Annotated in this window: 26 protein-coding genes; 13 read left to right on the top strand and 13 right to left on the bottom strand. The window is 64.6% G+C overall.

Annotation, left to right across the window (positions count from 1 at the left end; genetic code table 11):
• Window position 1: 1 nt before the first annotated feature.
• Window positions 2–886 (bottom strand): IclR family transcriptional regulator, encoded by an 885-nt coding sequence (locus IVB24_RS25710; RefSeq protein WP_247769494.1) that lies wholly within the window; start codon window positions 884–886, stop codon window positions 2–4.
• A 212-nt stretch (window positions 887–1,098) separates the two neighbouring features.
• Between IVB24_RS25710 and IVB24_RS25705 the strand changes: the two genes are divergently transcribed.
• The 5 genes from IVB24_RS25705 (at window position 1,099) to IVB24_RS25685 (ending at window position 4,214) form a co-directional block, all read left to right on the top strand.
• A complete protein-coding gene (locus IVB24_RS25705) occupies window positions 1,099–1,941 on the top strand; it encodes a hypothetical protein (protein WP_247769493.1) in 843 nt (280 codons plus the stop codon).
• 364 nt (window positions 1,942–2,305) lie between these two features.
• Window positions 2,306–2,707, top strand: coding sequence for a hypothetical protein (locus tag IVB24_RS25700; protein WP_247769492.1), 402 nt, complete (start codon window positions 2,306–2,308; stop codon window positions 2,705–2,707).
• A 123-nt stretch (window positions 2,708–2,830) separates the two neighbouring features.
• Window positions 2,831–3,028 carry a hypothetical protein gene (locus IVB24_RS25695; protein WP_247769491.1) on the top strand — a complete coding sequence of 66 codons (198 nt, stop codon included), beginning with the start codon at window positions 2,831–2,833 and terminating at the stop codon, window positions 3,026–3,028.
• A gap of 154 nt (window positions 3,029–3,182) precedes the next feature.
• On the top strand, window positions 3,183–3,905 hold the full coding sequence (locus tag IVB24_RS25690) for a Crp/Fnr family transcriptional regulator (RefSeq protein WP_247769490.1): 723 nt from the start codon (window positions 3,183–3,185) through the stop codon (window positions 3,903–3,905).
• A gap of 3 nt (window positions 3,906–3,908) precedes the next feature.
• A complete protein-coding gene (locus tag IVB24_RS25685) occupies window positions 3,909–4,214 on the top strand; it encodes a hypothetical protein (protein WP_247769489.1) in 306 nt (101 codons plus the stop codon).
• A gap of 277 nt (window positions 4,215–4,491) precedes the next feature.
• Here the strand turns inward: IVB24_RS25685 and IVB24_RS25680 are convergent, their stop codons facing one another.
• The 3 genes from IVB24_RS25680 to IVB24_RS25670 are packed head-to-tail and all read right to left on the bottom strand — an operon-like array spanning window position 4,492 to window position 8,122.
• Window positions 4,492–5,703, bottom strand: a complete 1,212-nt coding sequence (locus IVB24_RS25680; RefSeq protein WP_247769488.1) for an ABC transporter substrate-binding protein — start codon at window positions 5,701–5,703, stop codon at window positions 4,492–4,494.
• Window positions 5,704–5,746: 43 nt separating this feature from the next.
• Entirely contained in the window at window positions 5,747–6,598 is an 852-nt protein-coding gene (locus IVB24_RS25675; RefSeq protein WP_247769487.1) for a fumarylacetoacetate hydrolase family protein, read from the bottom strand.
• Between the two features lie 15 nt (window positions 6,599–6,613).
• On the bottom strand, window positions 6,614–8,122 hold the full coding sequence (locus IVB24_RS25670; protein ID WP_247769486.1) for a bifunctional 3-(3-hydroxy-phenyl)propionate/3-hydroxycinnamic acid hydroxylase: 1,509 nt from the start codon (window positions 8,120–8,122) through the stop codon (window positions 6,614–6,616).
• Window positions 8,123–8,326: 204 nt separating this feature from the next.
• On the opposite strand from IVB24_RS25670, the gene IVB24_RS25665 reads away from it, so the two are divergent.
• Together IVB24_RS25665 and IVB24_RS25660 are read left to right on the top strand one after the other, a co-directional pair.
• Window positions 8,327–9,475, top strand: coding sequence for an ABC transporter substrate-binding protein (locus IVB24_RS25665; protein WP_247769485.1), 1,149 nt, complete (start codon window positions 8,327–8,329; stop codon window positions 9,473–9,475).
• 57 nt (window positions 9,476–9,532) lie between these two features.
• Entirely contained in the window at window positions 9,533–10,717 is a 1,185-nt protein-coding gene (locus IVB24_RS25660; protein ID WP_247769484.1) for a cytochrome P450, read from the top strand.
• A gap of 47 nt (window positions 10,718–10,764) precedes the next feature.
• Here the strand turns inward: IVB24_RS25660 and IVB24_RS25655 are convergent, their stop codons facing one another.
• Window positions 10,765–11,556: a DNA-binding transcriptional regulator gene (locus tag IVB24_RS25655; protein ID WP_247769483.1), complete on the bottom strand. Its 792-nt coding sequence runs from the start codon at window positions 11,554–11,556 to the stop codon at window positions 10,765–10,767.
• A 144-nt stretch (window positions 11,557–11,700) separates the two neighbouring features.
• Between IVB24_RS25655 and IVB24_RS25650 the strand changes: the two genes are divergently transcribed.
• The gene (locus IVB24_RS25650; protein WP_247769482.1) at window positions 11,701–12,684 is read left to right on the top strand and encodes a VOC family protein; all 984 of its coding nucleotides are present in this window, start codon (window positions 11,701–11,703) and stop codon (window positions 12,682–12,684) included.
• 45 nt (window positions 12,685–12,729) lie between these two features.
• Entirely contained in the window at window positions 12,730–13,692 is a 963-nt protein-coding gene (locus tag IVB24_RS25645; protein ID WP_247769481.1) for an MBL fold metallo-hydrolase, read from the top strand.
• 14 nt (window positions 13,693–13,706) lie between these two features.
• Here IVB24_RS25645 and IVB24_RS25640 read toward each other — a convergent pair whose 3' ends face one another.
• Together IVB24_RS25640 and IVB24_RS25635 are read right to left on the bottom strand one after the other, a co-directional pair.
• Window positions 13,707–14,369: a response regulator transcription factor gene (locus IVB24_RS25640; RefSeq protein ID WP_094971910.1), complete on the bottom strand. Its 663-nt coding sequence runs from the start codon at window positions 14,367–14,369 to the stop codon at window positions 13,707–13,709.
• Complete coding sequence (locus IVB24_RS25635; RefSeq protein ID WP_247769480.1) at window positions 14,366–15,748, bottom strand: sensor histidine kinase; 1,383 nt, start codon at window positions 15,746–15,748, stop codon at window positions 14,366–14,368. The genes IVB24_RS25640 and IVB24_RS25635 overlap by 4 nt, the downstream gene beginning before the upstream one ends.
• A gap of 193 nt (window positions 15,749–15,941) precedes the next feature.
• Here IVB24_RS25635 and IVB24_RS25630 point away from each other — a divergent pair, with 193 nt between their 5' ends.
• Window positions 15,942–16,823: a DUF3280 domain-containing protein gene (locus IVB24_RS25630; protein WP_247769479.1), complete on the top strand. Its 882-nt coding sequence runs from the start codon at window positions 15,942–15,944 to the stop codon at window positions 16,821–16,823.
• A gap of 172 nt (window positions 16,824–16,995) precedes the next feature.
• Entirely contained in the window at window positions 16,996–17,457 is a 462-nt protein-coding gene (locus IVB24_RS25625; protein WP_247769478.1) for a cytochrome c, read from the top strand.
• Between the two features lie 194 nt (window positions 17,458–17,651).
• Here IVB24_RS25625 and IVB24_RS25620 read toward each other — a convergent pair whose 3' ends face one another.
• The 3 genes from IVB24_RS25620 to IVB24_RS25610 are packed head-to-tail and all read right to left on the bottom strand — an operon-like array spanning window position 17,652 to window position 20,683.
• Window positions 17,652–18,683, bottom strand: a complete 1,032-nt coding sequence (locus IVB24_RS25620) for an L-idonate 5-dehydrogenase (RefSeq protein ID WP_247769477.1) — start codon at window positions 18,681–18,683, stop codon at window positions 17,652–17,654.
• 20 nt (window positions 18,684–18,703) lie between these two features.
• On the bottom strand, window positions 18,704–19,471 hold the full coding sequence (locus IVB24_RS25615; protein ID WP_140480136.1) for an SDR family oxidoreductase: 768 nt from the start codon (window positions 19,469–19,471) through the stop codon (window positions 18,704–18,706).
• Window positions 19,472–19,483: 12 nt separating this feature from the next.
• The gene (locus IVB24_RS25610; RefSeq protein ID WP_247769476.1) at window positions 19,484–20,683 is read right to left on the bottom strand and encodes a mandelate racemase/muconate lactonizing enzyme family protein; all 1,200 of its coding nucleotides are present in this window, start codon (window positions 20,681–20,683) and stop codon (window positions 19,484–19,486) included.
• Between the two features lie 177 nt (window positions 20,684–20,860).
• Here IVB24_RS25610 and IVB24_RS25605 point away from each other — a divergent pair, with 177 nt between their 5' ends.
• Window positions 20,861–21,625: a GntR family transcriptional regulator gene (locus IVB24_RS25605; RefSeq protein ID WP_094971904.1), complete on the top strand. Its 765-nt coding sequence runs from the start codon at window positions 20,861–20,863 to the stop codon at window positions 21,623–21,625.
• Window positions 21,626–21,652: 27 nt separating this feature from the next.
• On the top strand, window positions 21,653–23,017 hold the full coding sequence (locus IVB24_RS25600) for an MFS transporter (RefSeq protein ID WP_346771338.1): 1,365 nt from the start codon (window positions 21,653–21,655) through the stop codon (window positions 23,015–23,017).
• A 54-nt stretch (window positions 23,018–23,071) separates the two neighbouring features.
• Here IVB24_RS25600 and IVB24_RS25595 read toward each other — a convergent pair whose 3' ends face one another.
• The 3 genes from IVB24_RS25595 to IVB24_RS25585 form a co-directional block, all read right to left on the bottom strand.
• Window positions 23,072–23,308 (bottom strand): hypothetical protein, encoded by a 237-nt coding sequence (locus IVB24_RS25595; RefSeq protein ID WP_247769474.1) that lies wholly within the window; start codon window positions 23,306–23,308, stop codon window positions 23,072–23,074.
• A gap of 97 nt (window positions 23,309–23,405) precedes the next feature.
• Entirely contained in the window at window positions 23,406–24,656 is a 1,251-nt protein-coding gene (locus IVB24_RS25590) for an arsenic transporter (protein WP_247769473.1), read from the bottom strand.
• 25 nt (window positions 24,657–24,681) lie between these two features.
• A complete protein-coding gene (locus IVB24_RS25585; protein ID WP_247769472.1) occupies window positions 24,682–25,956 on the bottom strand; it encodes an MFS transporter in 1,275 nt (424 codons plus the stop codon).
• Between the last annotated feature and the right edge of the window lie 40 nt (window positions 25,957–25,996).

Here is a 25,996-nt window from a genome sequence, read left to right as displayed (position 1 = left end):
CTTATGCCCTGCCGCTCGTGATTTTCCTGGCCTTGCGCGGCGGCGCGAGCTCTGCCTGTCCGACGATGGCGCGGATGCTGTCGGCGAGCGCGGCGATGCGCGGACCGATCTCGGCCTCCAGCTGGCCCGGCTGGAGCCGGAAGGCGGGGATGCCGCAATTGATCGAGAACGACTGCCTCGATTCGCCCGCGTGAAACAGCGGCGCGGCGACGGCATGGATCGAGGCCATGTACTCGCCCCAGCAGGTGGCGAAGCCGCGGCTTTTGCATTGCGCGATCCCGGCCCGGTATTTGTCGCGAAACGCCGACCACAGCTCGCCGTCTTCGGCGGCGATGACCCGTTCGAGCCGGTCCGCATCGGCCGGCGGCAAGGTCGCTGCCGCGGCGCGTCCCATGGCGGTCATCACCACGGGAATCGGCATGCCGATGTCGGGCGCGTGCGGCCCGACGTCGCCGGAGCGCGCGGTCTCGACATAGATCATCGATGTCGCGTCGAGCAGGCCGATCGAGACCGTGCCGCGGACGCTGAGCGCCAGTTCCTGCATCATGGGCCGCGCCATCTGGCGGAATTGCATTCCGGCAAGCAGGGGATGGGCGATCCGCAGCGCCCGCGCACCGACGCGGTACTTGGCCCGCTCGGCGTCGTAACGGAGATAGCCGAGCTCGGCCAGCGTGTGGGTCAGCCGCGCCACCGTCGGCCGCGGGATGCCCGTCAGCGTCGATAGCTCCATGTTGCCCAGCAGCGTGCTGCCCGCCTTGAACGCCTCGAGCACGACCAGCCCCTTCGCCAGCGTCGTGGCGAAGGCGGCGTCATCGACGCTTTCTGCCAGCACTGCGGCGGCGGAGGAGGGCGGATGTCGCGGTCTGGATAGATCTCTCGGGGCCATTCCCGAATATCAGACGGCGAAATTGCGTCTGTCCAATAGATTCGACAGAAATCAAAAAATTGTCCGATATGTGGACATCAGTATCGCGTCGATATTTCCGTTGGAGGACGCGCCGGGCGCGCCCAACACACGGATTTTTGTCGTGATTGCATGTCTTCCTGTGACAGGATTATTACGACGACATGTCAGATCGATAATTTTCGGAGCGGTTCATGTTGCAGTGGCAGGCGCGGTCAAATCCCCTCGCGTGGTGGTGGGGATCCCTCACGCTCGTGAGCGGCGCCAACATCCTGGTGTGGTTCATGCTGTACCGCGAATTCTACCCGACGCCTGCGGGCAGCCTCAGCGGCGGCTCGGACATCGGGCTGATGTTGCTGCTGTGCGCCGGCTATGTGTTCGGCTGCGCGTTCCGCTCGTTCCTGCCGCGCGCCGACGTGCAGCGCATCTGCCTGTTCGACACCTGGCTGTCGAGCGTCGTCGTCGGCCGCACCGTCGCGACCGTGGCCGAGCTCTGCTTCGTCGCGCAATGGGCCATCATCCTGCATCAGCTCGGCAAGATGACGGGCGCGGAGACCGCGGTGAACATCGCGCTCGTGATCGTGCCCATCATCATCATCGCGGAGTGCTTCTCCTGGTACGCGGTGGTGACGACGAATTTTCTCTACAACGCGATCGAGAACTCGCTGTGGGCGGTGACCTTCTTCCTCGCCGGCCTCGCGCTGTGCCGCCTGATGCCGGAATTCCAGGGCGTGGTGCGCTGGGCGCTGATGTCGGGCATCGTCGGCATCGCCTGCTTCCTCGCCTTCCTCGTCACCGTCGACGTTCCCATGTATCTCAGCCGCTGGCGGGCCGGGCACGCCGAGGGCAACAGGTTGCTGGGCTTCCTCGAAGGCCTGCATGACGTCTCGACGCGTTGGGTGGTGACCCACGACATCGCACACTGGAAGGGCGAGCTGACCTGGATGTTCCTGTATTTCAGCGCCGCGGTGTGGTCGAGCCTGGCGCTCTGCGCGCTCTATGCGATGGAAGGTTATGTGGTGCGGTATCTGGCGTAGGGCAGGAGCGCAGATATCGGCGTCGGGATCATACGTTTGCGAGATCAAATGCGGGACGTAAAGCTAGTCGCCGCATAAGTCAGAAAAGACCGCCACCCGCTAAAGCCAAATAGATGATCGCCGGGAGCAACGCCTAACGGTTGGTGGTGTGTGCCAGCCACCCTGAAGGGAGTGGATAAGTCGACGACGCACAATTGACGATTGTGCCATACCACAGGAAGCTATTTGCCTTTTTGTCCAGGGAGGATTCCATTGAATAAGTACTTGATGTCCATCATTGCGGCTGCCGTTCTGTCCTCGACGGCTGCTCTAGCGGACACTCCGCTCCCTGTGGAGATTTGATCCGGATTTTTGGGATGCGAGGATGGCAGGATTTCTTTGGACGTTCGGCGTATTGGCATCGCTGTGGTTTCTACTCGCAGGCCCAGAGCCTACCCGCACGACAGCCAACACTTTTTGGCGTCGCGTGCAATTGCTCGATATGCCTAGTGTTTCAGGAAAATTGGCGCGTAACGAAACGTGCAAGCTCCTTGCTACCTTCCTCAACAATGTCGGTGTTGCATTGCTGGTGGCAGCATACGCGACGCCTCTAATAGCCATTGTCGCCAAAGCCGCTGAGCCTAACGCCGAAATGACGTCATTCACCTCGTCTTACCTACACCTGATTTTTCAGCGGGCAACGCTGATTGTCATGGGTACGGGCATCAGCGGAGGCATCCTCTTTCACATCGTAGCGGCTAACGTTTTACGGGGCTTGGAAGATTGACCGGAACGCCACTCCCTTGACGGGAGCGGACCGGCGCCCCTGAAGCCAGCAGATGGGGAGCGTACTGGAACCAAAGTACCCTCTTCTCATTGATCAGAATTCCAAGCTCGATGAGTAACTCTCATGAAACCTGAACAGCGAGAGGCTTTCGAGGCTTACGCCGCTGCTCAGCCGATTTTTCGACGACAGCGCGGCGATCTCACCAAGCAAATGATCGAGCAGTCAAGGAAGCAGCTCGCGCACGCCTACGAGCTGCTTCGCACATGCCAGGTGCCGGAGACTTGGCATCCCGCTCCATCGGCTAAAGAAACGGTGCCTTGATGGAAATGGACCAAACCCGGCGGGCGCCTACGCGCTCGAAATAGCTAGGTGCATCAGCCAGATTGATGCACAATGTCTCATCATCGGGCAGGTCCAGCAAGGCGCCGATGGCTGAGAGATGACAGTGCTCCCGCCGTTAACCCGGGGAGCCTCCATGCCACATCACAAGCTGATCGCCCGTCTACTCGCCGTTGGTCCGGTTTCCGAGCGGGACCGCGACGCCCTCAGAAACATGCGCTATAGCGTAAGGAACTTGGCGGACGCTGAGTACGCAGTGCGGGTGGGGGACCGGCCATCGAGTTGCACCATCGTGTTGGCGGGCTTTCTATCTCGCCAGAGGGTTGTGTCAGACCGAATGCAAATTTCTTCCTTCTATCTGGCTGGGGATATGCCGGATCTCCCCTCCCTGCACTTGCCAGTCATGGATCATGACCTTTGCAGCGTGGGCCCCTCAACGATTGCTTTAGTGAAGCACTCCGACGTCAGGGCGATGCTTCAAGAATCGACGGGACTGTTGAACGCATTTTGGCGCGAAACCCTGATTCAGGGGGCCGTCTACAGGGAATGGGTGGATAATCTAGGCGCGCGGCAGGCGCTGCCACGAGTTGCTCACCTCATTTGTGAGATCGCCACGCGCCTCGAGTTCGTCGGTCTTGTCGAGCAGAACTCCTTCAATTGTCCTCTGACCCAAGAGGACGTCGCCAACGCCTGCGGGCTCTCCATCGTGCACGTGAACCGGACCATCCAAGAACTGAGGCGCCGCGGACTCATCGATTGGCGCGGCCGAACATTGGAACTGCTGCAGCGCCAAGAGTTCGAAGAGGTTGCTGAATTCGACGCCGCCTATCTTCATGGACTTGACCGGCCTCACGAGTAGCGTTTGGAACTTTCCCATCACATAGGAACGCTTGGCGCCGCACTCACTTTACTGCCGATGTCGCGCTTCTACTTCAATTTCAGGAACTCACAAGGCCTCACGCGAGACGAGGTCGGAGTGGAATTCGGGAGCGTCAGTGCAGCACGCAGCGCGGCGCTGGTTGCGTTGGGCGAAGCTGCCCGCGAAGTGACGCTATCCGGGCAGGCAGGCCCAATCGCGATCGACGTCACCGATGAGGCAGGATTGCTCCTTTTGTCGGCTTTGGCTCTCATCGAACTCGAGGAACAGTTCGGGCCGCGATCAACCTGAGGCAGGAAGCGGGCGATACGCATGGCCCGGCGGTTGGCAAATTCCAAACCTCCGACCGAAGCCTCCTTCGCGGTCTTGACGGGAGCGAACTGCCATCCGTCGGTAGCGGACTGGGCGGGGTGGCCGCCCCGTTGGCGATGCGAGCGAGAGGAGCCGTACGATCGTCAGCAGCTGTTGGGCCCTCTCGCACCTGCCAAATTCCGGCTTTCGCGGCGCAGTCATGCGCCCAGCGGGCATCGAATGCGTGTGATCTGGATTCACGAGTCCACGCTCGGCACTACTTCCCCACCAAACCGCACTTGCTGCGGTCGAGCGGACGGAAGGCCTGGTCGGGCGGGATCGTCGCGACCAGCTTGACGAAATCCCAGGGGCCTTTGGATTCCTCGGGCGTCTTGACCTGCACCAGGTAGAGGTCGTGCACCATGCGCTGGTCCTCGCGGATGTGGCCTTTGGGCGTGTAGGCATCCGACACCGGCGTCACCTTCATCTTGGCCATCACGGTCGCGCTGTCGTCGGAATCGGTGTCCTTGATCGCCTGCAGATAATGGCGCACGGCGGAATAGACGCCGGCCTGGATCTGCGAGGGCATCGCCTTGCGGCGCGCATAGAAGGCATCGGAGAATTTTCGCGCGGCCGGTGAGACGTCCTCGAAGAACGAGGTGACGATGAGGTCGCCACGCGTCGCCTTCAGCCCGACCGCCGCGATGTCGACGTTCTGGAACGACATCGGCACGATCTTGATGCCCTGGTCGGCAAGGCCGAATTCCTCGGCCTGCTTGATCGCGGTGGCGTTGTCGCCGGCGACGTTGAGGGCGAGGATCTTGGCGCCTGAGGACTGCGCCTGAAGCAGGAACGATGAGTAATCGGGCGTGCCGAGCTGCGCCTTGACGCTGCCAGCGACCTTGCCGCCGAGTTCGCCAATGTGCGCGCGGGCGGTCGCCTCGATCGAATGGCCGAAGGCGTAGTCGCCGGTGATGAAGAACCATGGCTCCTTGCTGGTCTGCATGATGCCGGACACCACGGCGGTCGCCGTGGAATAGGCGTCCTGGGTCCATTGCACGCTGGTCGGCGCACAGGCCTCGTCGGTGAGCTGATTGGCGCCGGCGCCGGAGACGAGGAAGATATTGCCGTTGCCGCGCACCAGCTCCTGCACGGCGAGCGCGGCGCCGGAGCTGCCGCCGTCGGCGATGGCCTGCACACCCTCGCTGAACCATTTGCGGGCGAGCGAGGCCGCCAGGTCCGGCTTGTTCTGGTGGTCGGCCTGCAGGATCTCGATCAGCTTGCCGTTGATCTTGCCGCCGAACTCCTCCGCGGCCATCCGGGCGGCCTCGAACGAGCCCGGGCCCATCGCGGTTGCGAACACACCGTTCATGTCGGTGAGCACGCCGATGCGGATGGCGTCGCCCTTGATCTCGGCGCGCGCAGGCGGGCCCGCGAGCGCCAGCGTGACCAGCAGGGTGGCGGCGGATGTCGTGCGGAGGTTGGCCATGGCGTTTCCCGGTTTTGTCGTTTTTGATTGTTCGAGGATTTGGTCAGGCCGGTTCGGCGATGACCTTGTTGCGCAAGGTTCCGATGCCTGAGATCTCGACCTCGACGGTGTCGCCGGGACGCATCCACAGCGGCGGCGTGCGCTTGGCGCCGACCCCGCCAGGCGTGCCCGTGACGATGACGTCGCCGGGGACGAGCGGGCAGATCGTGGAGATGTAGGCGATCAGCTCGGAGATGCCGGTGATCAGGAGATCGGTGGTGGTATCCTGCACGACGGCGCCGTTCAGGCGGGTCTGCAAGGTGAGCTTCGACGGATCGGCAATTTCGTCCGCCGTCACCAGCCACGGACCGAAGCTGCCGCTCTCCGCGAAGGTCTTGCCGGAGAGGAACTGGCTGGTGTGGCGTTGCCAGTCGCGGATGCTACCCTCGTTGTAGCAGGAATAACCGGCGATGTGATCGAGCGCGTGGCCGGCCGGGATGTGCCGGCCTTGCTTGCCGATAACCAGCGCGAGCTCGCCTTCATAATCGAAATCGTCGCTCACTTTGGGCTTCACGATCGGCTGGAGATGGCCGACCTGGCTGCAGGGAAAGCGCACGAACAACGCCGGCTTCTCGGTGACGGTGCGTCCGGTCTCGGCGACGTGGTCGCGGTAGTTCAGGCCGACGCAGATGATCTTGCCGGGATCGGGGATCACGGGGGCGAAGCTGATCTTGTCGAGCGGATGGTCAGGCGCAGCGGATGCGACCAGCTTCGCCGCCTCGGCGAGGCGACCGGCTTCGAGCAGCTGCCGGAGCGAGGTGCAGGGCGCCATGCGCGCGCCGAGATCGACGACACCGTTGTCCTTGACGGCGCCGAAGGAGACGCGGCCGTCGGCGATGAAAGAGAGCAGTTTCATGGGGTATCCCTAGGATCAGGCCGCGGACGGCACGGGGTTGGGGGGAATGGCGGCGGCAGCGAGCCGTTCAAGCTCGATCTCGTTGCGGGCGGTGCCACGGATGTAGCGGTCGGGACCAACCAGTGCGGCGACGATGCCGTGTTCGCGCAGCCAGTTGCCGATGCCATCGGCATCGTCGGCGGTCAGGATCTCGATTCCGGCCTGCGCCAGAGCGGGGCGCGACGGCAGGGCGGCCGCGGTCTCGACGAGCAGCACGTGGCGGTAGCCGGTGCGGTCATCGCTGCGCTCTCCATTGCCGAGCACGAATTGGGGAGCGAGATGGCGAGACAGCGGCAGGTCCCCCAGCGCCAGTCCAGGGCCGAGCAGGGGCTTTTTCACCTCCAGTTTAGCCGGCGCATTCGGACGCGCTTCGCCCACGGCAAGGCCGGCCTCGATCGCCCTTGTGTTGATGATGCCGCCGAGCCGGATGGCGAGCTCGATGAACTCGCGCACATGCGGCTGACGTTCGCTCTGATAGGTGTCGAGCAGATCGGGCGCGGCGCCGCCCTGAATGATCGCGGCGAGCTTCCAGGCAAGGTTGGCGGCATCGCGTATGCCGGCGCACATGCCCTGGCCGAGGAAGGGCGGGGTCTGGTGCGCGGAATCGCCGGCCAGCAGCAGCCGTCCGCCGCGCCAGGACTGCGCGATCGCGGAATGAAACGTGTACACCGCGGCGCGCTCCAGCGCGGCGTCATCAGGCGTGACCCAACGCGACAGCAGCTCCCACACCTTCGCCGGCTGGGCAACGTCCTGGGAATCCTCATGCGGTAGCACCGTGATCTCCCAGCGCCGCCGCGTTCCGGTGCCGCGCACGTAAGTCGCGGGCCGGGCGGGGTCGCAATGCTGAATGCTGTAGTCGCCAAGGTCCTCTCGCGCGCGCTTGAGCAGCACGTCGATCACCAGCCAGCGCTCGTGGAATCCCAGATCGTCCATGCCGGGGCCGATGAAGCGGCGAACCAGAGAGCGCGCGCCGTCGCAGCCGACGACATAGGCCGCGCGGACCTCACGCAGCTTGCCGTTGGACAGATCCTCGTAGCGGACGCGCACGCCGTGCTCGTCCTGGTCGAGCGCGAAGACCTCGCAGCGGCTCTGCAAGGTGACGTGGGCAAAGCGGGCCAGGCCGCCGATCAGCACGTCCTCCAGGTCGGGCTGGTGAAAGCGGTAGCTGAGATTCCAGCCCATCGGCGTAGGGGTCTGCGGCCGCGACCAGTCCAGCAGCATCTTGCCGTCGGCATCCAGAAACAGCATCCCGGGGCTGAGGATTGTCTGCGGCAGGATCGCCTCGGCGAGACCGATGGTCTGGAACACCCGCATGCATTCGTCGTCGAAATGCACCGCGCGCGGCAAATGATAGGTCCGCGCCTCGCGCTCCAGCACCAGCGTGCGAACGCCGCAAAGACCGAGCAAATTGGCGAGCGTGGCGCCGACCGGCCCGCGGCCGACGATCACGACGTCATAATCTTCAGGGGCGGATATATCTTGCATGGGGGTATCTCTTCGCCGAGCCGCGCCGCAGCATCAACGCCGCCGCGCCAAGTGTCCGCCCTGCGGACGACGAGCTGCGAACACACCCTGTCCGCCAGCCGGACATTTCGGCAATTGGGCTGTCTTGAACAGGTTCGGCCCGGCTACCTAACGGCAGGAAAAAAAGTGCAGGTTGTCGAATGAGGCAGCCGCGGAGGAACGACGATGCTGAAATACGCGGGAGCGGCCTGTCTTGCGATCCGACTGTTGGTGTCGCCGGCTCTGGCCGCGGACATCAATGTTGGAATTCTGCTGTCTGCCACCGGCCCGGCCGCGGCGATCGGCAATGCCGAGCGCAACGGGACCAGCTTTGGCGCGACCGAAATTGCGGGCCACAAGGTCAACTATCTGTTTCTCGACGAGGCCTCGGACAGCACCGCGGCGGTCGCCGCGCTGCGCAAACTGTTCCAAGGCAGCCAGATCGACATCCTCGTCGGACCGACCGCGACGCCAGGGTCCTTTGCCGTGATTGATCCGGCGGTCGAATACCGTCTTCCCGTCATCACTCTGGCGCCCGTCAACGCGCTGGTCGCGCCGGTCGATGCGCGCAAGCGCTGGATCTTCAAGACGACCACCAACGACGATCACGAAGCGACACCGTTGTTCGCCCACATGAAGAAGAACGGCGTCAAGACGCTCGCCCTGATCGGCTTCGGCGATTCCTACGGTGATGCCTGGAGCAAGGTCGGCGCGGACATGTCTGCGGCCCATGGGATCAAGTTGCTTGCCGACGAGAAATATGCACGCACGGACACCACCGTCAGCGGACAGGTGCTCAAGATCGTCGCCGCCAATCCCGACGCCGTTCTCATTGCAGCCTCCGGCGCGCCTGCGGCGCTGCCGTTGCTCCAGCTTCGCGAAAAGGGATATGAGGGCAAGGTGTACGGCACGCTCGGTGCGACCTTCGGCGATTTTCGCAAGCTGACCGGCGCTCAGGGCGACGGGATTTTCGTGCCGCTGAGCCCGGCGGTCGGGGCGGCCTCGTTGCCGGATGAGCATCCCGCCAAGCAGGCTGCATTGGAATTCATTCGGCGCTACGAGGCCAGGTTCGGTCCGGGAAGCCGCAACATCTTTGCGGGCTCCGCCTATGACGCGCTGCTCCTGATCGAGCGCGCCGCTCCCGCTGCGCTCAAGGCGGGAGAGCCCGGCACCGCCGAATTCCGGGAAGGACTCCGCAGTGCCATCGAAGGGCTCAAGGGCGTCGCCGGCTCGCGTGGCGTCTACAATTACGGAGCCAACGACCACACCGGCCTCGACCAGAGCGCGTTGACGCTCGGTCGGCTCGAGAAGGGCGAATGGGTCGCGGTGCACTGAGGCATGCCCGGGGACGTGCCCCGAGGCATGCTCTTGGCTGATCAGGGAGGATAGAGGATGCCGGCCGTTCCCGGACAACCGGTCTATGACGTCGATCTCTACAGCGATGAGGTCTTGCACGACCCATATCCGCATTATCGCGCCCTGCGCGAACTGGGGCCCGTGGTCTGGTTGCCCCGAAACGGGCTCCATGTGGTCGCCCGCTTCGACGACGTCCGTGCCGCGTTGCGGAACCCGTCCGTGTTCTCGTCGGCCCAGGGGGTTGCGGCGAACGATCATGTCAACGAGATCTCGCGAGGCACGACGCTGGCGAGCGATGCGCCTCTGCATGACCGGTTGCGTGCCATCATCGCGGCGCCCTTGCTGCCGCGGGCCCTGGAGGACATCGGACCGCAGATCAGGGCGGAGGCCGGCCTGCTGATCGACGATCTCGTCGCCCGCGGCGAGTTCGATGCGGTCACCGATCTGGCCCAGCACCTGCCCCTGACGATCGTCTCAAAACTCGTCGGTCTGGAGGATTACGGCCGCAGCAGCATGTTGCGATGGGCTGCGGCGACCTTCAACGTGCTGGGTGGCATGAACGCACGGGCGTGCGCGGCGCTCAAGGATGTTCACGATATGCGAGCCTATCTCGGCGGAGAGCAGATCAGGACCCGTCTGCGGCCCGGCAGCTGGGGCGACCGGATCTTTGCAGCGGCGGATCGGGGCGAGGTCGAAGCTGAACGCTGTCCGGTCCTGATGCGGGATTATCTCGGACCAAGTCTGGATACGACCATCTTCGCAACGGCCAACCTCATCCTGCTGTTCGGCCGCCATCCCGCGCAATGGGATATCGTTCGCAACGATCCGGCCCTGATCCCCAACGCGATCAACGAGGCATTGCGGCTGGAATCCCCGGTCCGCGGCTTTACACGGCACCTCGTGGCCGACGCGACGATTGGCGGTCTGACGGTCCCGCGCGACAGCCGGGTGCTGCTGCTCTACGCGTCAGCCAATCGCGACGAGCGAAAATGGCAGGATCCCGAGCAATTCGACGTGAAACGCCGCGCCAACGATCATCTCGGATTCGGCAACGGCACGCATATGTGCGCAGGCCTGCATCTGGCCCGGCTGGAGATGACGGCGCTGCTGGAGGTTCTCGTGGAACGCGTCGCCGGTTTCCGGATTGGCGAACCCGTGCTCGCGATGAACAACGTGTTGCGCGGTCTGGCGTCGCTACCGGTCCAGGTCGTGCGGGCGTAGCTGACGCCGGGCGCGATTGTCGACCCCTGGCCAAGTGAGGCACCAATTCAGCTCCCCACGTCGATGGTTGCCGCGGCGCTGCGTATCGGCTCGACAAAGGTGGCGACGGCCTCCTCGATTCCCAATGCCGAACGGATCCAGATGATGGAGATGCAGCCGAACACGGCATCGTTGCGCACGATGGGCACGGCGATCGAAGCCGTCTTGGGATTGAATTCGCCCTCGCTGCGGATCGCGTAACCTCGCGCCTGCGTCTCGGCGATCATGCGGTCGAGGCGGGCTTCGTCGAGAAAGGGGCGGTCGTCAGCCTCGTCGATGCGGCGCAAATGATTGAGGATCAGTTCGCGCTCGCGGGCGGGGCAGGCGGCGAGATAGGCGCGGCCCGCGGAGGTCCGCAGCATCGGCAGGCGTTTGCCGATCATGCCGCGGTCGATCGAGAGCGGGCTGCGTGAATGCGTGGTCTCTTGCACGACCATCGCCGCGTTCTCGTACGTGGAGAGATCGACCGGCCAGACCAGAGTCTTGCTGAGCTCGGCGAGATAGGGCGCCGCCGCCTGGCAGATCACCACGCCGGGATCGTAGCCGTCGCCGAGGCTCAGCGCGCGCCGGGTGACGCGAAAGCGGTCGTCGCTGGCGCTGCGGGCGATATAGCCGAGTTCCTCCAGCGTTTCGAGCAGGCGGTAGACGGTGGGTCGGGGCAGGTCGAGTGCGCGGGCGACGTCGCCGGCACGGATGCCGCCCGAGCGGTTGACCTCCCGCAGCACGTCGAGCCCGCGCTTGAAGGCGCGGACGCCTTCCGACTGCCGGGGGACAGTCTTGTCCGTCCGCTCCTTGGACACTTCGCATTTCCTCCCTTGTGGCGCACGGTCTCGCGATTATCGTTGCGAACGCGAAGCGATTGCGGAACGCCACGTTAAGATCGTGCGCGGCCGGTATCAAGTTCGCCGCATTGCGGCACACGCGATGCTTTCGGGAGAAATTCGATGGAAATCACCGCGCTCGGTTATATCGGGATCAACTCATCGCAGCTCGACCAGTGGGGCCGGATGGCGACAGGGCTGCTCGGCATGCAGCAGGTCGATCGCGGCGGCAAGATGCGCGCCTTCCGCATGGACGATCGCAAGCAGCGGCTGATCGTCGACGGCAGCAGCGACGCGGGCCTTGCGGTGATGGGATGGGAAGTTCCCTCCTTGACCGCACTGGACCAACTGGCCGCACGGCTGGAAAGTCATGGCGTCGAGGTGAAGCGCGGCTCGCGCGCGCTCGCCGACGAGCGGCATGTCGCCGAGCTGATCTCGTTTGCCGACCCCGCCGGCAACCGGCTCGAGGCCTTCTGCAAGCCGGAGCTTGCGAGCGAGCCCTTCAGCCCGGGCCGGCCGATCTCGGGCTTTCGCACCGGCGCGCTCGGCATGGGGCATGTCGTGCTCAATGTGGAGGATGTCGAGCCGCTCTTGCCGTTCTACCGCGACGTGCTCGGCTTCCACGTCTCGGATTTCGGATTGAAGCCCTATGGGCTGTATTTCTTCCACGTCAACGGCCGCCACCACAGCTTTGCGATGGTCGGCTCGGGGCGCAAGGCAATACATCACTTCATGGTCGAGCTCGGTAGCCTCGACGATGTCGGCCAAGGCTACGACCTCGCGCAGCTGGACGAGGGCCGTATCGCCTATACGCTGGGCCGACACACCAACGACCACATGACCTCGTTCTACGTGAACACCCCCTCTGGCTTCTTCATCGAATATGGCTGGGGCGCGCGCGTGATCGATCCCGAGACCTGGCAGCCGCATGAGACGTTCGATGGGCCGTCGCTGTGGGGTCACGAGCGGCTTCATATGCCGGAAGAGCAGCGCAAGCGCCTGCGTGACATGCGGCTCGATGCAGCAGCGCGCGGCGTGCGCGTCGCCGATCCCCGCGTGCCGCCACTCAACTGCGCGTGGCTGGACCAGGTGATCGCGCGCGAATGATCCGCGGCCGCACGGCAATGATCTGACATCGAAGGAAAGAAAGACATGCTCACAACCCTCGTGAGGGCAGGCCTCGTGCTGCTCGCGTTCAGTACGTCTACTTTGGCCGAACCGATGAAGGTCACGCTGCTCGGCACCGGCGTGCCGACGCCGCGGCCGACCAGCTTCAGTGCGTCGACATTGGTGGAGGCGGGGAGCGAGAAGCTGCTGTTTGATCTCGGCCGCGGCTCGACCATGCAGCTCTACAAGCTGAAGATCCCGCTCGGCGCGATCACCGCCAATTTCATCACCCATTTGCATTCCGACCACCTCGTCGGCCTTCCCGACATGTGGTTGACCGGCTGGCTCGCCACGCCCTGGGCGTCCCGCAAAGGACCGATGAAGCTCTACGGACCCAAGGGCACCGTTGCGATGACGGAGAACCTGACGAAGGCCTTTGCGGACGACATCCGCATTCGTATCGATGATGAGCACCTCGATCCCGTCGGGATCACATTTGCCGCAAAGGATATCGAGGCCGGGACCGTCTACGACAGCAACGGCGTCAAGGTCACCGCGATCGAGGTCAATCACGGCGAGAAGATCAAGCCGTCGTTCGGTTACGTCGTCGAATATGGCGGCCACAAGGTCGTGCTGTCGGGCGACACCAAATATGACGAGCGGATCGCGAAGGCGGCCGAAGGCGCCGATCTGCTGATCCACGAGGTCGCGGTGATCGAGCCGGAGCTGTTGGTCAAAAATCCTGTCTACAAGGACATTCAGGCGCACCACACCTCGCCCGAGGAGGCCGGCCGGATCTTTGCGACCGCGAGGCCGAAACTCGCCGTTTACTCCCACATCGTGTTCGGAACGGTGAAGCCTGCGCCCGACATTCCGGAAGAGCCGCTGATCCTGCGCACACGCGCGACTTATAAAGGACCTCTGCTCGTCGGCCGTGACATGATGTCGTTCAGGATCGGCGATATGGTTGAGGCATTTGCGCCTGACGGAACGAATCTTGCGCCTTAACGGCAGGTGCGCGATCAGGCCTCGCCGAGATCGGGCTCCGTCAACAGTCCCTGGCGCAACGCGAGGCGGACCAGCTCGATGTCGGAGCCGACGCCGAGCTTGTCCTTGATCAGGGAATGCAGGTTCGCCACCGTCTTCGGGCTGACGTGCAGCGTCTCCGCAATCTCGTCGGTGGTCTTCTCGGCGAGCAGCAGCCGCAGCACCTCGAACTCGCGGGCGGTGAGGACGTCGGCGGCCGAGCTTTCGCCGCCGAGCCGGCTCAGCGCCAGCTCGTGGTCGATGTCGGGGCTGATGGCGATCTTGCCGGCGAGCACGTCCATCACGGCCCTTACCAGCGTTTCCGGCGGGCTGGTCTTGGTGACGTAACCCCTGGCGCCGGCGCGGATCGCCTGCACGGCGAAGCCCGCATTCTGGTGCATGGTGAAGATGAGGATCCTTGCGCCCTTGTCCCACTGCCGGATCCGCCTGACGGCCTCGATGCCGCCGATGCCGGGCATGCTCAGGTCCATGATGACGAGGTCGGGCGCCTCGGATTTGTACAGGCGATAGGCCTCCTCGCCGTCGGCGGCTTCGGCGATGACGCGCAGGCCCGGCTGCTTCTGCAGCACGGAGCGATAGCCCTCGCGGACCACGGAATGGTCGTCGACCAGCAGGATCGAGGCATCGGCCGCGCTCATGCCGCATGCTCCAGCGGGTGTCGCTCGGCAGCGGTGAGCGGAATGACGACGCGCAGCGCCGAGCCGCCGTTGGCGCCGACTTCGAAGCTCATCCGGCCGCGCAAGGCCGCTACGCGCTCGCGCATGCCGAGCAGGCCCATGCCGGATTTGCTGGAGGCATCGTTCGGCCGGCCGTCGTCGTCGATGGCAAGCGCGATCTCGTTTGCCCCCATCGTCAAATGCAGGTCGACCTTGGTGGCGCCGGCATGCTTGGCGGCGTTGGTGAGCGCCTCCTGGACGATGCGGTAGAGGTTGGCGCTGATGGCGGCGGGCAGGGTCTCGAACGCGCCGTCGAATCGAATCGAAAAGCGCGTCTCGCCGCGGCTGCGTCCGTTCCAGCCCGCGACGAGGCCTTCCAGGCTCGCAACCAGCCCGAGCTCCTCGACGTCGGGCGGGCGCAGCCGGAACAGTGTGCCGCGCAGCGTCTCCATCATGCCGGTCGCTGTCCGCGCGATACCGTCGCACTCGGAAAGCAAAGCGGGGCAGTCCTGCACCGCGGTCTGGCGGGCGGAGGAGGCCAGCGCGCGGATGGCGGCGAGCGACTGGCCGAACTCGTCGTGCAGCTCGCGCGCCAGATGGCGGCGCTCGTCGTCCTGCAGCGCGATCAACTTGCGCGTCAGCTCGCTGCGTTCGGCGAGCGCATTGTCGAGGCTTTCGGCGAGATGGTTGAAGCCGTCGCGGATCGCGGAGAGTTCGGCGAGATCGAACGGCGGCAGCCGCGCCGAGAGGTCGTTGGCGGCGATCCGCTCGAGTCCGGTGCGGATCAGGCGGGTCGGGCGCAGCGCGCGCGCCAGCGCGGCGTAAACCAGCAAGCACAACAGCGGCAGCGCGATCGCAAGCGCGATCATCAGCCGGCCGGCCTCGTGCCAGGCCTCCGCCGTCTGCACCGCCGGATCGACCGAGACCACGGTCTCGCCGAGCCTGGTGCCGCGTACGATCACGGGCCGTGTCGCTTCGCGGCCGGGATCGAATAGGCTGCGATAGAAGGCCGCGAAGACCTGCGGCGACGGGCTCGCCGGGGCAGGCGCACCGCTGCAGAACCGCTGCAGCATCTCGCCGCTCGGGCCACGAAATGCCAGACAGAGGCCGGGCGTCATCACATAGGCCGCGACGGGATCGAGGTTGGGAAAGTCGCGCGGGCTCGCCGCCCACTGGATCTTGCCCTGTTGCAGCTCCAGCGACTTCGCCACGATCGCCGCGATGCTATCGATGCGCGCATGAGCCTCGCGATCGGCGGTGATCAGGAAATAGGCGGAGATTGCGGCGAAGCAGGCGGCCGATATCGCGGCCACGCGCAACGTCAAGCGGACCTTGAGGTCGAATCTCGGGCGGTTCCACATCGGGCGGGCACCTTGCGCGAACGGGTTTGTCGCCGCCGCATTAAACGGCAGAACGCCGGCCTCGGATAGCGCCAGGCTTTACTGCAGTGCAATGGCGTGAAATTTTCCCGGCGCTCGCCGGGATGCTCCCCGTTGCCAGGCCGAGGGCTGCCGCCGAGATTTGCGCACTGCTCCATCTCGCGAGGCACCGCGCATGCTCTTCTCCCGGCTGGCTCTCTCGGCTGTTCTGCTGGTGGTCCTGTCCTGCTCGCCGGCTGCAGCCGAGGCGGCCATCGGCGTTGCCATGGACGATTTCAGCTATACCGATACGTCGGCCGAGCCGGCCAACCAGACCGCGGCCCATGAGCGGCGGCTGTCGGCATTCATGGCCGCGCTCAGGCGGGATATCGGGCAGAGCGGCCGCTATCGGCTGGTGCCCTCGGCAAAGGACGGCGCCGCGTTCAAGGTCATCGGCGGCATCCAGAAGACGAGCACGCTGGTGCAATGGGCCAAGGTCGCGGTGATCGACGTCGGCACCAGGAAGCTCTTGATGGACAAGCTCTACACGTTCCGCGGCGACAACGACGAATCCTGGGAGCGCGCCGAGATATTCGTCTCCCGCGAGGTCATGGCGGCGCTTGCGACGCCCGCGCCGGTGACGTTGGCAGTGTTCGAGTTCGAGCTCGAGGACACGACCGCGGCCTCGGTGGGCGCGTCAGCCGCGTCGGACGCATCACACCTCGCCGAGGTCACCGGCGGCGTCCGTGAGGCGCTCGGCCAATCCGGCCGTTACCGGATCGTCGATGTCGGCCGGGAGGCGGCGACGGCGGGCGCGCTGCGTGACTGCGGCGGATGCGAGGCTGCGATTGCGAAAGGGCTCGGTGCTGATCAGTCATTGATCGGCGTGGTGCGCCGGGTCAGCCGCACCGAATACACGCTCGGCTTCCAGGTTCGCGATGCCAGCACCGGCGCGGTGCTGGCGCGCGGCGACAGCGGCTTGCGCCTGGGTGCAGACTATTCCTGGAAGCGCGGCGCCGTGCGGCTGGTCAAGGACCGGCTGACCGAGAGCCGGCAGGCCACCGACGCACTTAAGTAGTGGACTCATTAGTTGACGAACGCCAGATAGTTGGCCGCGAGTTTGTCGTATCTGGTCGCGACACGCGCGCGACCACTCCAGAGTCGCAATTGACTTGATGCAGATCAAGATGGCCTGGCCTGGGTGACCCCAATTGCTCCTGATGAACTCGACCACTATCGATAGGTGAGAGATGTTGCGCCAGGCTTCATTCGTGCGACATTCCTTGGCAGCTCTTGTCGGGATCGCCACGAATGCGTCGGTGTGGGCGCAAGATCCCGGCAAAGGACAGTCCGAATTTTTGTCGAAGTGTGCGGTATGCCATGGTGTTGATGGCAAGGGGGCCGGACCGGCCAGCGGCAGGCTCAAGATCAAGCCAGCCGACTTGACGCTCCTCGCCAAGAGAAACAACGGGGAGTTTTCAGCGGATGCGGTCGCCCGGATTGTGGATGGAAGAAATGCCATCAAGTCGCACGGTGGTTCCGCAATGCCGATCTGGGGCTGTCGACAAAGTCCGCCACCAAGTTCGCAGAGAAAAGCAAGTCAACCCAAACCCGTCGATGCGCTGTTGGATATGCCGTGCGATTCCGAGCAGATGATCCGAAATCGCATCCTCGATGTCGTTGGGTATTTAGCTCAGATTCAGGAGAAGTAGGTCCAGTAATCGCTTTTCGATGTGTACTGGCGAGCCCGCTGATAGTTCAGCGGCTCAATGCCATGGCTGCGAAATGCCTCGATATCGATTTGTTCGGCGGAAAGCTTACGTCACTACGCAGCAATGCGTCCGCTTGTTCGGAGCTGACCGGACTCCGGCAGACGGTCAATCCAGCAGATCTATGCGTTCACAGCCTAGAAAGTCAGCTGGACCTTCATCGATTGCGAGCGGTCGCTGGCGAGCTCGAAGGCGGCGACCGCGTTCTCGAACGGCATGGTCGCCGTGATCAGCGGCTTGACGTCGATCAGGCCTTCGCCCATCAGCCGTACCGCCAGCTCGAACTCGGGGTCGAAGCGGAAGGTGCCGCGGAGCTGCAATTCCTTGGCGACGATGGTATTGATCGGCAGCGTCATCTCGCCGCCGAGGCCGAGCTGTACCAGCGTCGCGCCGGGCCTGAGCACGTCGAGAGCTGTGCGCAGCGCGGCCTGATTGCCGGAAGCTTCGAACAGCGTGTCGAACACGCCCTTGCCGGCGCGCCAGGGATCGAGCGCATTGGCGTTCGTCGCGACGTTGATGGCGTGCGTCGCGCCGAGCTTTTGGGCGACGGCCAGTGGCGCGTCGGCCACGTCAGTTACCACGATCTCGGCCGCACCGCCGAAGCGCGAGACCAAAATCATCAGCGCGCCGATCGGGCCGCAACCGGTGATCAGCACGCGCTTGCCGAGCAGGGGACCGGCCTGCCTGCCGGCATGCAGGCACACCGCGAGCGGTTCGGCGACCGCAGCCTCCGCCAGCGAGAGCTTGTCCGCAATCGGTACGGCTTGCGTGGCATCGACGGTGATGTACTCGCGGAAGCCGCCCTGCACATGGGGAAAACGCATCGCGCTGCCGAGGAAGCGCATGTCCAGGCACTGGTTGCGCATGCCTTCCTGGCAATGGAGGCACGCCCCGCAAGGCCTGCTCGGATTGACCGCAACGCGCGTGCCTGATTTCACGCCTGTGACGCCGTCGCCGACGGCCGCCACGACGCCGGCGATCTCGTGCCCCAGCGCCATCGGCTGCTGGATGCGCACGACGCCGAAACCACCGTGGTGGTAGTAGTGCAAATCGGAGCCGCAGATGCCGCCATTGGCGATCTTGACGCGGACCTCGCCTGGGCCGGGGGCCGGATCGGGGTAGTTGTCGATCCGCAGATCCTTCGGGGCGTGGATGACGACGGCGCGCATGGCTTGCTCCCTGTTTGCGATCACATCGCGGCGATCATGCCGCCATCGACATAGATGATCTGGCCGTTGACATAGGTCGAGGCGTCCGACGCCAGGAAGATTGCCGCGCCCACCAGCTCGTCCGGCTTGCCCCAGCGCTTGCTGGGGATGCGGCCCATCAGCCAATTGTTGAAATCGGTGTTGTTGACCAGCGCCTCGTTCATGTCGGTGAGCATGTAGCCGGGGCCGATCGCATTGGCCTGGATGCCGTGCTGGGCCCATTCGACCGCCATCGAGCGGGTCAGGTTCTTGATGCCGCCTTTTGCCGCCGTGTAGGGCGCGATGGTTGGGCGCGCAAGCTCGCTGCCGAGCGAGCCGATATTGATGATCTTGCCGTGCTTGCGCGGGATCATGCGCTTGCCGGCCTCGCGGCCGATCACGAAAGCGCTGGTGAGGTCGGTCTCGATCACCTTGCGCCATTCGTCGGTGGTGAACTCGACCAGCGGCTTGCGGTGCTGGATGCCGGCATTGTTGACGAGAATGTCGACCTCGATTCCTTCGCGGTCGAAGCGCTCGAAGGCTGCGACGATGGCGGGCTCGTCGGTGACGTCAAAGGCTGCGCCTTCGGCCTGATGACCGAAGGCACGGAACTCGGCGACGGCTTGCTCGACGCGCTTGGGATCGACGCCGTTGACGATGATTTTGGCGCCGGCCTTGGCCATGCCTTCGGCGATGGCGCGGCCGAGTCCGCGGGAGGAGCCGGTCACGAGGGCGGTGCGGCCGGACAGGTCGAACAAGGCGGTGCTCATCTCGAGAAATCCTCAGACGTTGGAACGGCGCACGGTCAGATCGGAGCGGTCGAATACCGCGGGCAGAAGGTCGACGCCGAGGCCGGGTCCTTCCATCGGATAGACGAAGCCGTTCTTGATCGTCGGCATCGTGGTGACGAGCTCATTGTACCAGCCTTTGTAAAAGGCGCGCACCGATTCCTGGATCAGCGTGTTGGGCTGGCTGAACGACATGTGGATGGCGGCGATGAAGCCGATCGGGCCGATGCAATCGTGCGGCGCGAAGGGCCGGTGGTAGGTCTCGGCCATCGCCGCGATCTTGCGCCCCTCGGTGAGGCCGCCGGTCCAGCACAGATCCGCCATCACCACGTGCATGGCGTCGCGGTCGAGCATGTCCTTGTAGGGGAAGCGCGAGCCCAGCGTCTCGCTGGCGCAGACCCAGACGTCGGTCGAACGTGCATATTCGGCCAGCGCCTGCGGCGAGTTCATGCGGATCGGGTCTTCGTACCAGGTCGGCTTGTAGGGCTCGAGCGCGCGCGCGATCTGCTTGGCGGTCGGCAGGTTCCAGAGCGAGTGGAGCTCGACCATGATCTCCATCTTGTCGCCGACGGCTTTGCGGATCTTCTCGAACGGCTCGATCGCGTGCTTCATCTGTGCGGCGGTGATGTAGAGGCCCTTGTTCTCCTGCGCGGCGGGGTCGAACGGCCAGATCTTCATCGCGGAGATGCCGCTTTCCAGCAGGCTTTCGGCGAGCGCATCGGCATGGTGCATGAAGCCGTCGAGGTCTTCATAGGGACCCTTGGCCGCCCCGAGATTCCAGTTCGCGACCGGGCTGATATTGGTCGAGCGCACATATTGCGTGCCTGCGCAGGTGTTGTAGATGCGCTGCTTGTCGCGGCAGAGGCCGCCGAGCATCTGGTGCACCGGCTGATTGCAGACCTTGCCGAACAGATCCCACAGCGCGATGTCGATCGCGGACGCCGCGCGATATTCGACGCCGGTGGAGGACTGCGCCATCGGCAGGTTCAGCATGTCGCGGTGGATGGCTTCGATGTGCAGGGGATTGCGGCCGAGCAGGCGGCCGGCAAAGGTGTCGTGGATCTGCGCCTCGACCGCGCCCGCGCCGTAGAAGGTCTCCCCGAGACCGATCGTGCCCGTGTCGGTGTGAACGCGCACCCAGATGACGTTGGAGAATTCCTCGGTACGCAGCGTCTCGATCGACGTGATCTTCACGGCAATTTCCTCCCGTCACAGGCGCCTCGCACCCGCCGTCTCATTTTGCGCTGCAACATGTTGCAGAACGCGCGGACGTCTTACCGCTGCTTGTAATATATCACAACATGTTTTAAGGAGCCGACAATCAAAGCGCCATCAAGCAACGAGAGCGCGGGCAGACGGGGAGAGAACGGCATGGCACGCAAGCGCGCACTCGAGGTGGTCAAAAACGACGAAGACGTCGAGGGCAAGCCCTCGCGACGAAACCGGCTCAACTTCTTCGAGTTGGCCTATCAAAAGATCGAAGAACTGCTCGTGCACTGCGAGCTCAAGCCCGGACAATTCATGACGATGCTGGAGTTGCAGCAGATCACCGGCTTCGGACGCACCCCGGTGCATCACGCCATCAATCGTCTGTCCGCCGACACGCTCATCATCATCCGTCCGCGTCACGGCCTGCACATCGCGCCGATCGATCTCGCGCGTGAGCGCATGCTGCTGGCCCTGCGCCGCGACATGGAGCGCTTCGTCGTCCGCCTTGCGGCCGATCGCGCCAGCCTCTCGCATCGCAACCAGGCGCTTCACATCGAGCGCGTCCTGCGCGAACGCCGTGCCAGCCTGACTCTCGATGAATTCAACAGCATCGACCGCCGCATCGACGCACTGGTGCTGGAAGCTGCCGGCGAGCCCTTCCTGGTGCATACGCTGCGGCCGCTGCACACGCTGTACCGCCGCATCGGCTACATCCATCACCGCTTCATGCCGGGACAGACCGACCTGTCGGGCACGATCGACCGTCATCTCGCCATTCTCAGTGCGGTCGCCGGCCGCCACGTCGAGGACGCGGTGACGGCGAGCGATGCGCTGATCGACTACATGGACCAGATGTTCACGGGCATGGAGGCGGGGATCGATCCGCGCCTGCTCGATTGCAGCATCGAGCCGCTGCTGGGTGCATAGAGAGTTTCGAAGAGAGGACCCAAGAAAATGTCAACGATGGCAATGCCACAACCGACCGCGAGCGAAGCTGCGGTCCGCTACCTCATCACCAACTACAGTCCCAAGGGCAACAAGGTCGGCTGGCTGATGATGGCCTCGATCCTGGTCGAAGCCTGGGACCTCTATTCGATCGCCTTCGTGCTGATCTTCATCAAGGAGCAGTACAATCCCGATCCGCTGATGCTCGGTCTCGCCGCTGCCGGCACGCAAGGCGGCGCCCTGATCGGCGCGCTGCTCGGCGGCTGGCTCTCCGACAAGATCGGCCGCCGCGTCATGTTCCTGGCCACGATGGTGCTGTTCATCGTGCTCGCACTGGCGCAGGCCTTCGTGCCCAATGTGTTCTGGCTCGTCGTGGTCCGCTTCCTGCTAGGCATTCCGCTCGGTTCGGACATCTCGACCGGCTACACCTACATCATGGAATCCATGGCCAAGGGTGAGCGCGAGGTCATGGGCAACCGCTGGCAGTTCATGTTCGCCGTCGGCGAGGTGCTGACGATCGGCGTCATCGTGATCTTCCTGTTGCTCGACATCCACCATGAGACGCTGTGGCGCGTGACGCTCGGCCTCGGCGCGGTGCCGGCGCTGATCATCCTGATCATGCGCCACGACGTACCGGAGACGGCGGTTTGGCTGGTGCAGAAGGGACGCTACCGCGAGGCCAAGCAGGTCGCGCGCGAGATGTTCAACGACGATCTCGCCATGCTGCCGGACCATGACGTCAAGGTGCCCAAGGTCTCCACCCGCGCGTTCCTCGCCGACCTCAAGAAGGATCCGATCCGCTGGCGCGCCACGATCTACGGCTGGATCGCCTGCTTCGCGCAAGCCAGCGAGTTCTCGACCTTCGCGTTCTATCTGCCGGTGCTTTTCGTCATGGTCGGCGTGTCGAGCGTGCTCGGCATCAATCTGGTGACGATGGCGCTATTCTCCTTCGCCGCCGTGTCGGGCTGGGTCGGTCCGCTGTTGACACCGAAGATCGGCCACCGCGGCATCTCGATCGCGGGCTTCTCGATCGTTCTGGTCTCGCTGCTGGTCGCAGCCTTCGCGCTCTACACCGACAACAAGATCCTGCTGCCGTTCGCGGCGGCCGCCATGCTGTGGGGGCATTATTGGGACGCCTCGAACTGCATGACGATCCCGACCATGGTCGCCAAGCCGCAATATCGCGGCACCGCCAGCGGCTTCGCCTACATGTTCGTGAAGCTGCCGTCGTTCCTGGCGATCTTCCTGTTCCCGTCGCTGTTCGCGGCGATCGGACAGGCCAACGCCACGCTGTTCGTCGCGATCTTCCCGCTGATCGGATTGCTCGCCGCAATCTTCATCCTGCCGGAAGTCTACGGCTACGAGAACGACTGATAACGCGCAGCCCCGGCGCGGCCATGGCCGCGATCGGGGCTGTCCCCGATCGGGCTACGGGCTGAGGAAGACGGGATCGATCCCGGTGCCGTGGCCGAGCAGCCCGATCGCCTGGAGTTGGGCGCTGTGAACATCGACCTCCACCATTGCGAACAGGGTCAGCAGCACCACGGCCGCAACGAGCAGCAACGGGTGGGCCGTTTCCGTCCGGCTCCGGTTCGGTGCGATGAAGCTCTGAAACGAGCGGCGCAGGGAAAAGCTCTGCGGCAACGCCTTCGACTGGATCTGCATGATGAACCTCCTTGCCACGCGCGATGGAGCCGCGCGACAAGGTAAAGTCTAGCTCCCGCACCAGCGGCGACATTGATGCGCCGCAAAAAGCGGAAGATTATCGGATCGCCGCCGCCAGCGCCGCGACCAGGGCGGGCGGCGTCACCAGCAGGCCGAGCTTGAGGAACGGCCAGGCGCCGACCTCGATCTTCTCCCTGCGCAGTGCGACCAGCCAGAGGATGGTGGCGAGCGAGCCTGTCACCGACAGATTGGGGCCGAGATCGACGCCGATCAGGATGGCGCTGACGACGGGCGCCGGCAAATGGTCGCTGGCGGCGACCGAGCCGGCGACGAGGCCGACGGGCAGGTTGTTGGCGATGTTGTCGGCGATCGCGGTGGCAATGCCGACGCTCCAGGCCGCCTTCGGCACCGACTGCGCGACCGCTTCATGCAGCAGCGCACTGAGCTGCGCGATCACGCCGGTCTTGACCAGCGCTTCCACCATCACGAACAGACCACCGACCAGCGGCAGCACGCTCCAAGACACGCCGCGCAGTACGGGTAGCGGCGACTGGCGGCTGATCAGCAGCACGATCGCAGCCGTCACGCCGCCGCAGATGAAGGTCGGCAAGCCCAGTTGCTTGTCGAGCGCGGACGCCGTGACCAGCACGATGCCGATCGCGACGATGCCGATTGCCGTCAGCTTGCCGCCGCGGCCGAGCTTGGGATGCGGCACGCTGGACGCAATCGTCTCCTCCTTCAGGGCGCGGTGCTGAGTCAGGCGCAGCACGATGTAGGTCAGCAGGATCGACGCCGCTGAGGGAAGGGCGAACATGCGCAGCCATTCGGTGAGCTCGGGCATGCGCGCGCCGAACACCACGAGATTGGCGGGATTGGAGATCGGCAGCACGAAGCTCGCGGCATTGGCGATGAAGGCGCAGACGAACAGATAGGGCAGCGGTTTGGCGCCGGCCGCGCGTGTCGCGGCGTAGACGGCGGGCGTCAGCACGATCGCGGTGGCATCGTTGGAGAGCAGCACCGTGACCAGCGTGCCGACGAGATAGACCAGCAGGAACAGCCGCTGCGGCGAGCCGGCCGCATATTCCACCGCGAGCGCGGCGAGATAGTCGAACAGGCCTTCGAGGCGTGCAAGCTCGGCGATCAGCATCATGCCGATCAGGAAAAGGTAGACGTCGAGGCCCTTCTCGATGCCGGTGAGCGCGTCCCGCCACGGCAGCAGGCCTGACAGCACCAGGGCGCCCGCACCGATCACGGCCCAGATCGCCTCGGGCAGGCGGAACGGCCGGATGATGACGCAAGCGGTCGCGACGACGATGATGCTCCAGGCCCAGATGGCGTCAGACGGCACGGTCAGTCCTTGACGTGAAGTGTGGTCATTCGGCAGCGATAGCGGATGCCGGCGCCGCTGTCTCCCCCCGTCGGCGTGGGCCGCCATGTCGTGTCTCGGGCAGCGCGAGAAGGCAGATCACGGCGCCGATCGCGGCGACAACGCCGAGAGTGATGAACGCCGCACTGTAGCCCGCGCCGACAACGACGAAGCCCGCCAGAGTGGTCGACAGCGCAGCGCCGATGCTCTGTGCGGTGATGACGGCGCCCTGCGCGACGTTGAAGCGGCCGGTGTTGCGCATGAGGTCGGCGATGATGACGGGAAAGATCGCGCCGAAGATGCCGGCGCCGACGCCGTCGAGAAGCTGCACGCCGACCAGCCAGAACGGATTGTCGGACAGCGTGTAGAGCGCGCCGCGGATCGGCAGGATCAGCAGAGCGGCGAGAAAGAAGCGCTTGTGTCCCCATGTGTCGGCCTTGGCGCCAACCAGCATTGCGAACGGGACCATCACGAGCTGCGCGGCGACGATGCAGGCGGACATCAGGCTGGTGCCGAGATTCTTGTCCTGCAATGCCAGCTTCTGCCCGACCAGCGGCAGCATCGCAGCGTTGGAGAGGTGAAACAGCAACGCGCAGATCGCGAAGACGAGCAGGGGGCGGCAGGTCAGCAGCACTTTCAGCCCCGAAGGTTGGTCGTGGTGCTCGGCATCGTTCGCTCCGTCCAGCCCGCGCGCGAGATCGTGGTCGATCGTCCGTTCGGGAATGGCGAGGATGCTGACGAGACTTGCGATGGCCATGCCGCCGAGCAAATAGAACACGACCGTCGGTCCGAACCAGTAGGCCGACAATCCGGCCAGGCCCGCCGCGACGGCGTTGCCGGCATGGTTGAAGGTCTCGTTGCGGCCGATCCGTCTGGTGAAGGCCCGATGTCCGAAGATGCCGAGCGAGACGGCGGCGATCGCCGGCGGAAAAATGACGCCGGCCGCCTGCGCGATCCCTTGCGAGATCGCGACCGGCAGGAAGCTCGGAAACAAGGGCAGCGATAATGACGCGAGCGTCACGAGGATCGCTGCCACCGCCATCACTGTCCGCTTCGCGCGGGTTGCGTCGACGAGCGCACCGGCCGGGGTCTGGGCGAGGATGCCTGCGATGGTCGCGACCGACATCACGAGGCCGATCCGCGCCTCGTCCCAGTGCTGCTCGGTCAGCAGATAGACGGCAAGGTACGGACCGAGCCCGTCGCGGACGTCGGCGAGGAAGAAATTGGCCGCATCCAGCGCGCGGCCGGCTCGCCTGGTCAGATCGGGGTCTTGGGTCGACATCAGTTTCTCGATCGTCCTTTGTGTAGACCATAGCCTTTCA

Origin of the sequence: Bradyrhizobium sp. 192 (genome assembly GCF_023100965.1) — a bacterium.
GTDB classification, from domain to species: Bacteria; Pseudomonadota; Alphaproteobacteria; order Rhizobiales; family Xanthobacteraceae; genus Bradyrhizobium; species Bradyrhizobium symbiodeficiens.
Note: the sequence above shows the minus strand (reverse complement) of the source record. Positions and strands in the feature narration are given on the sequence as shown.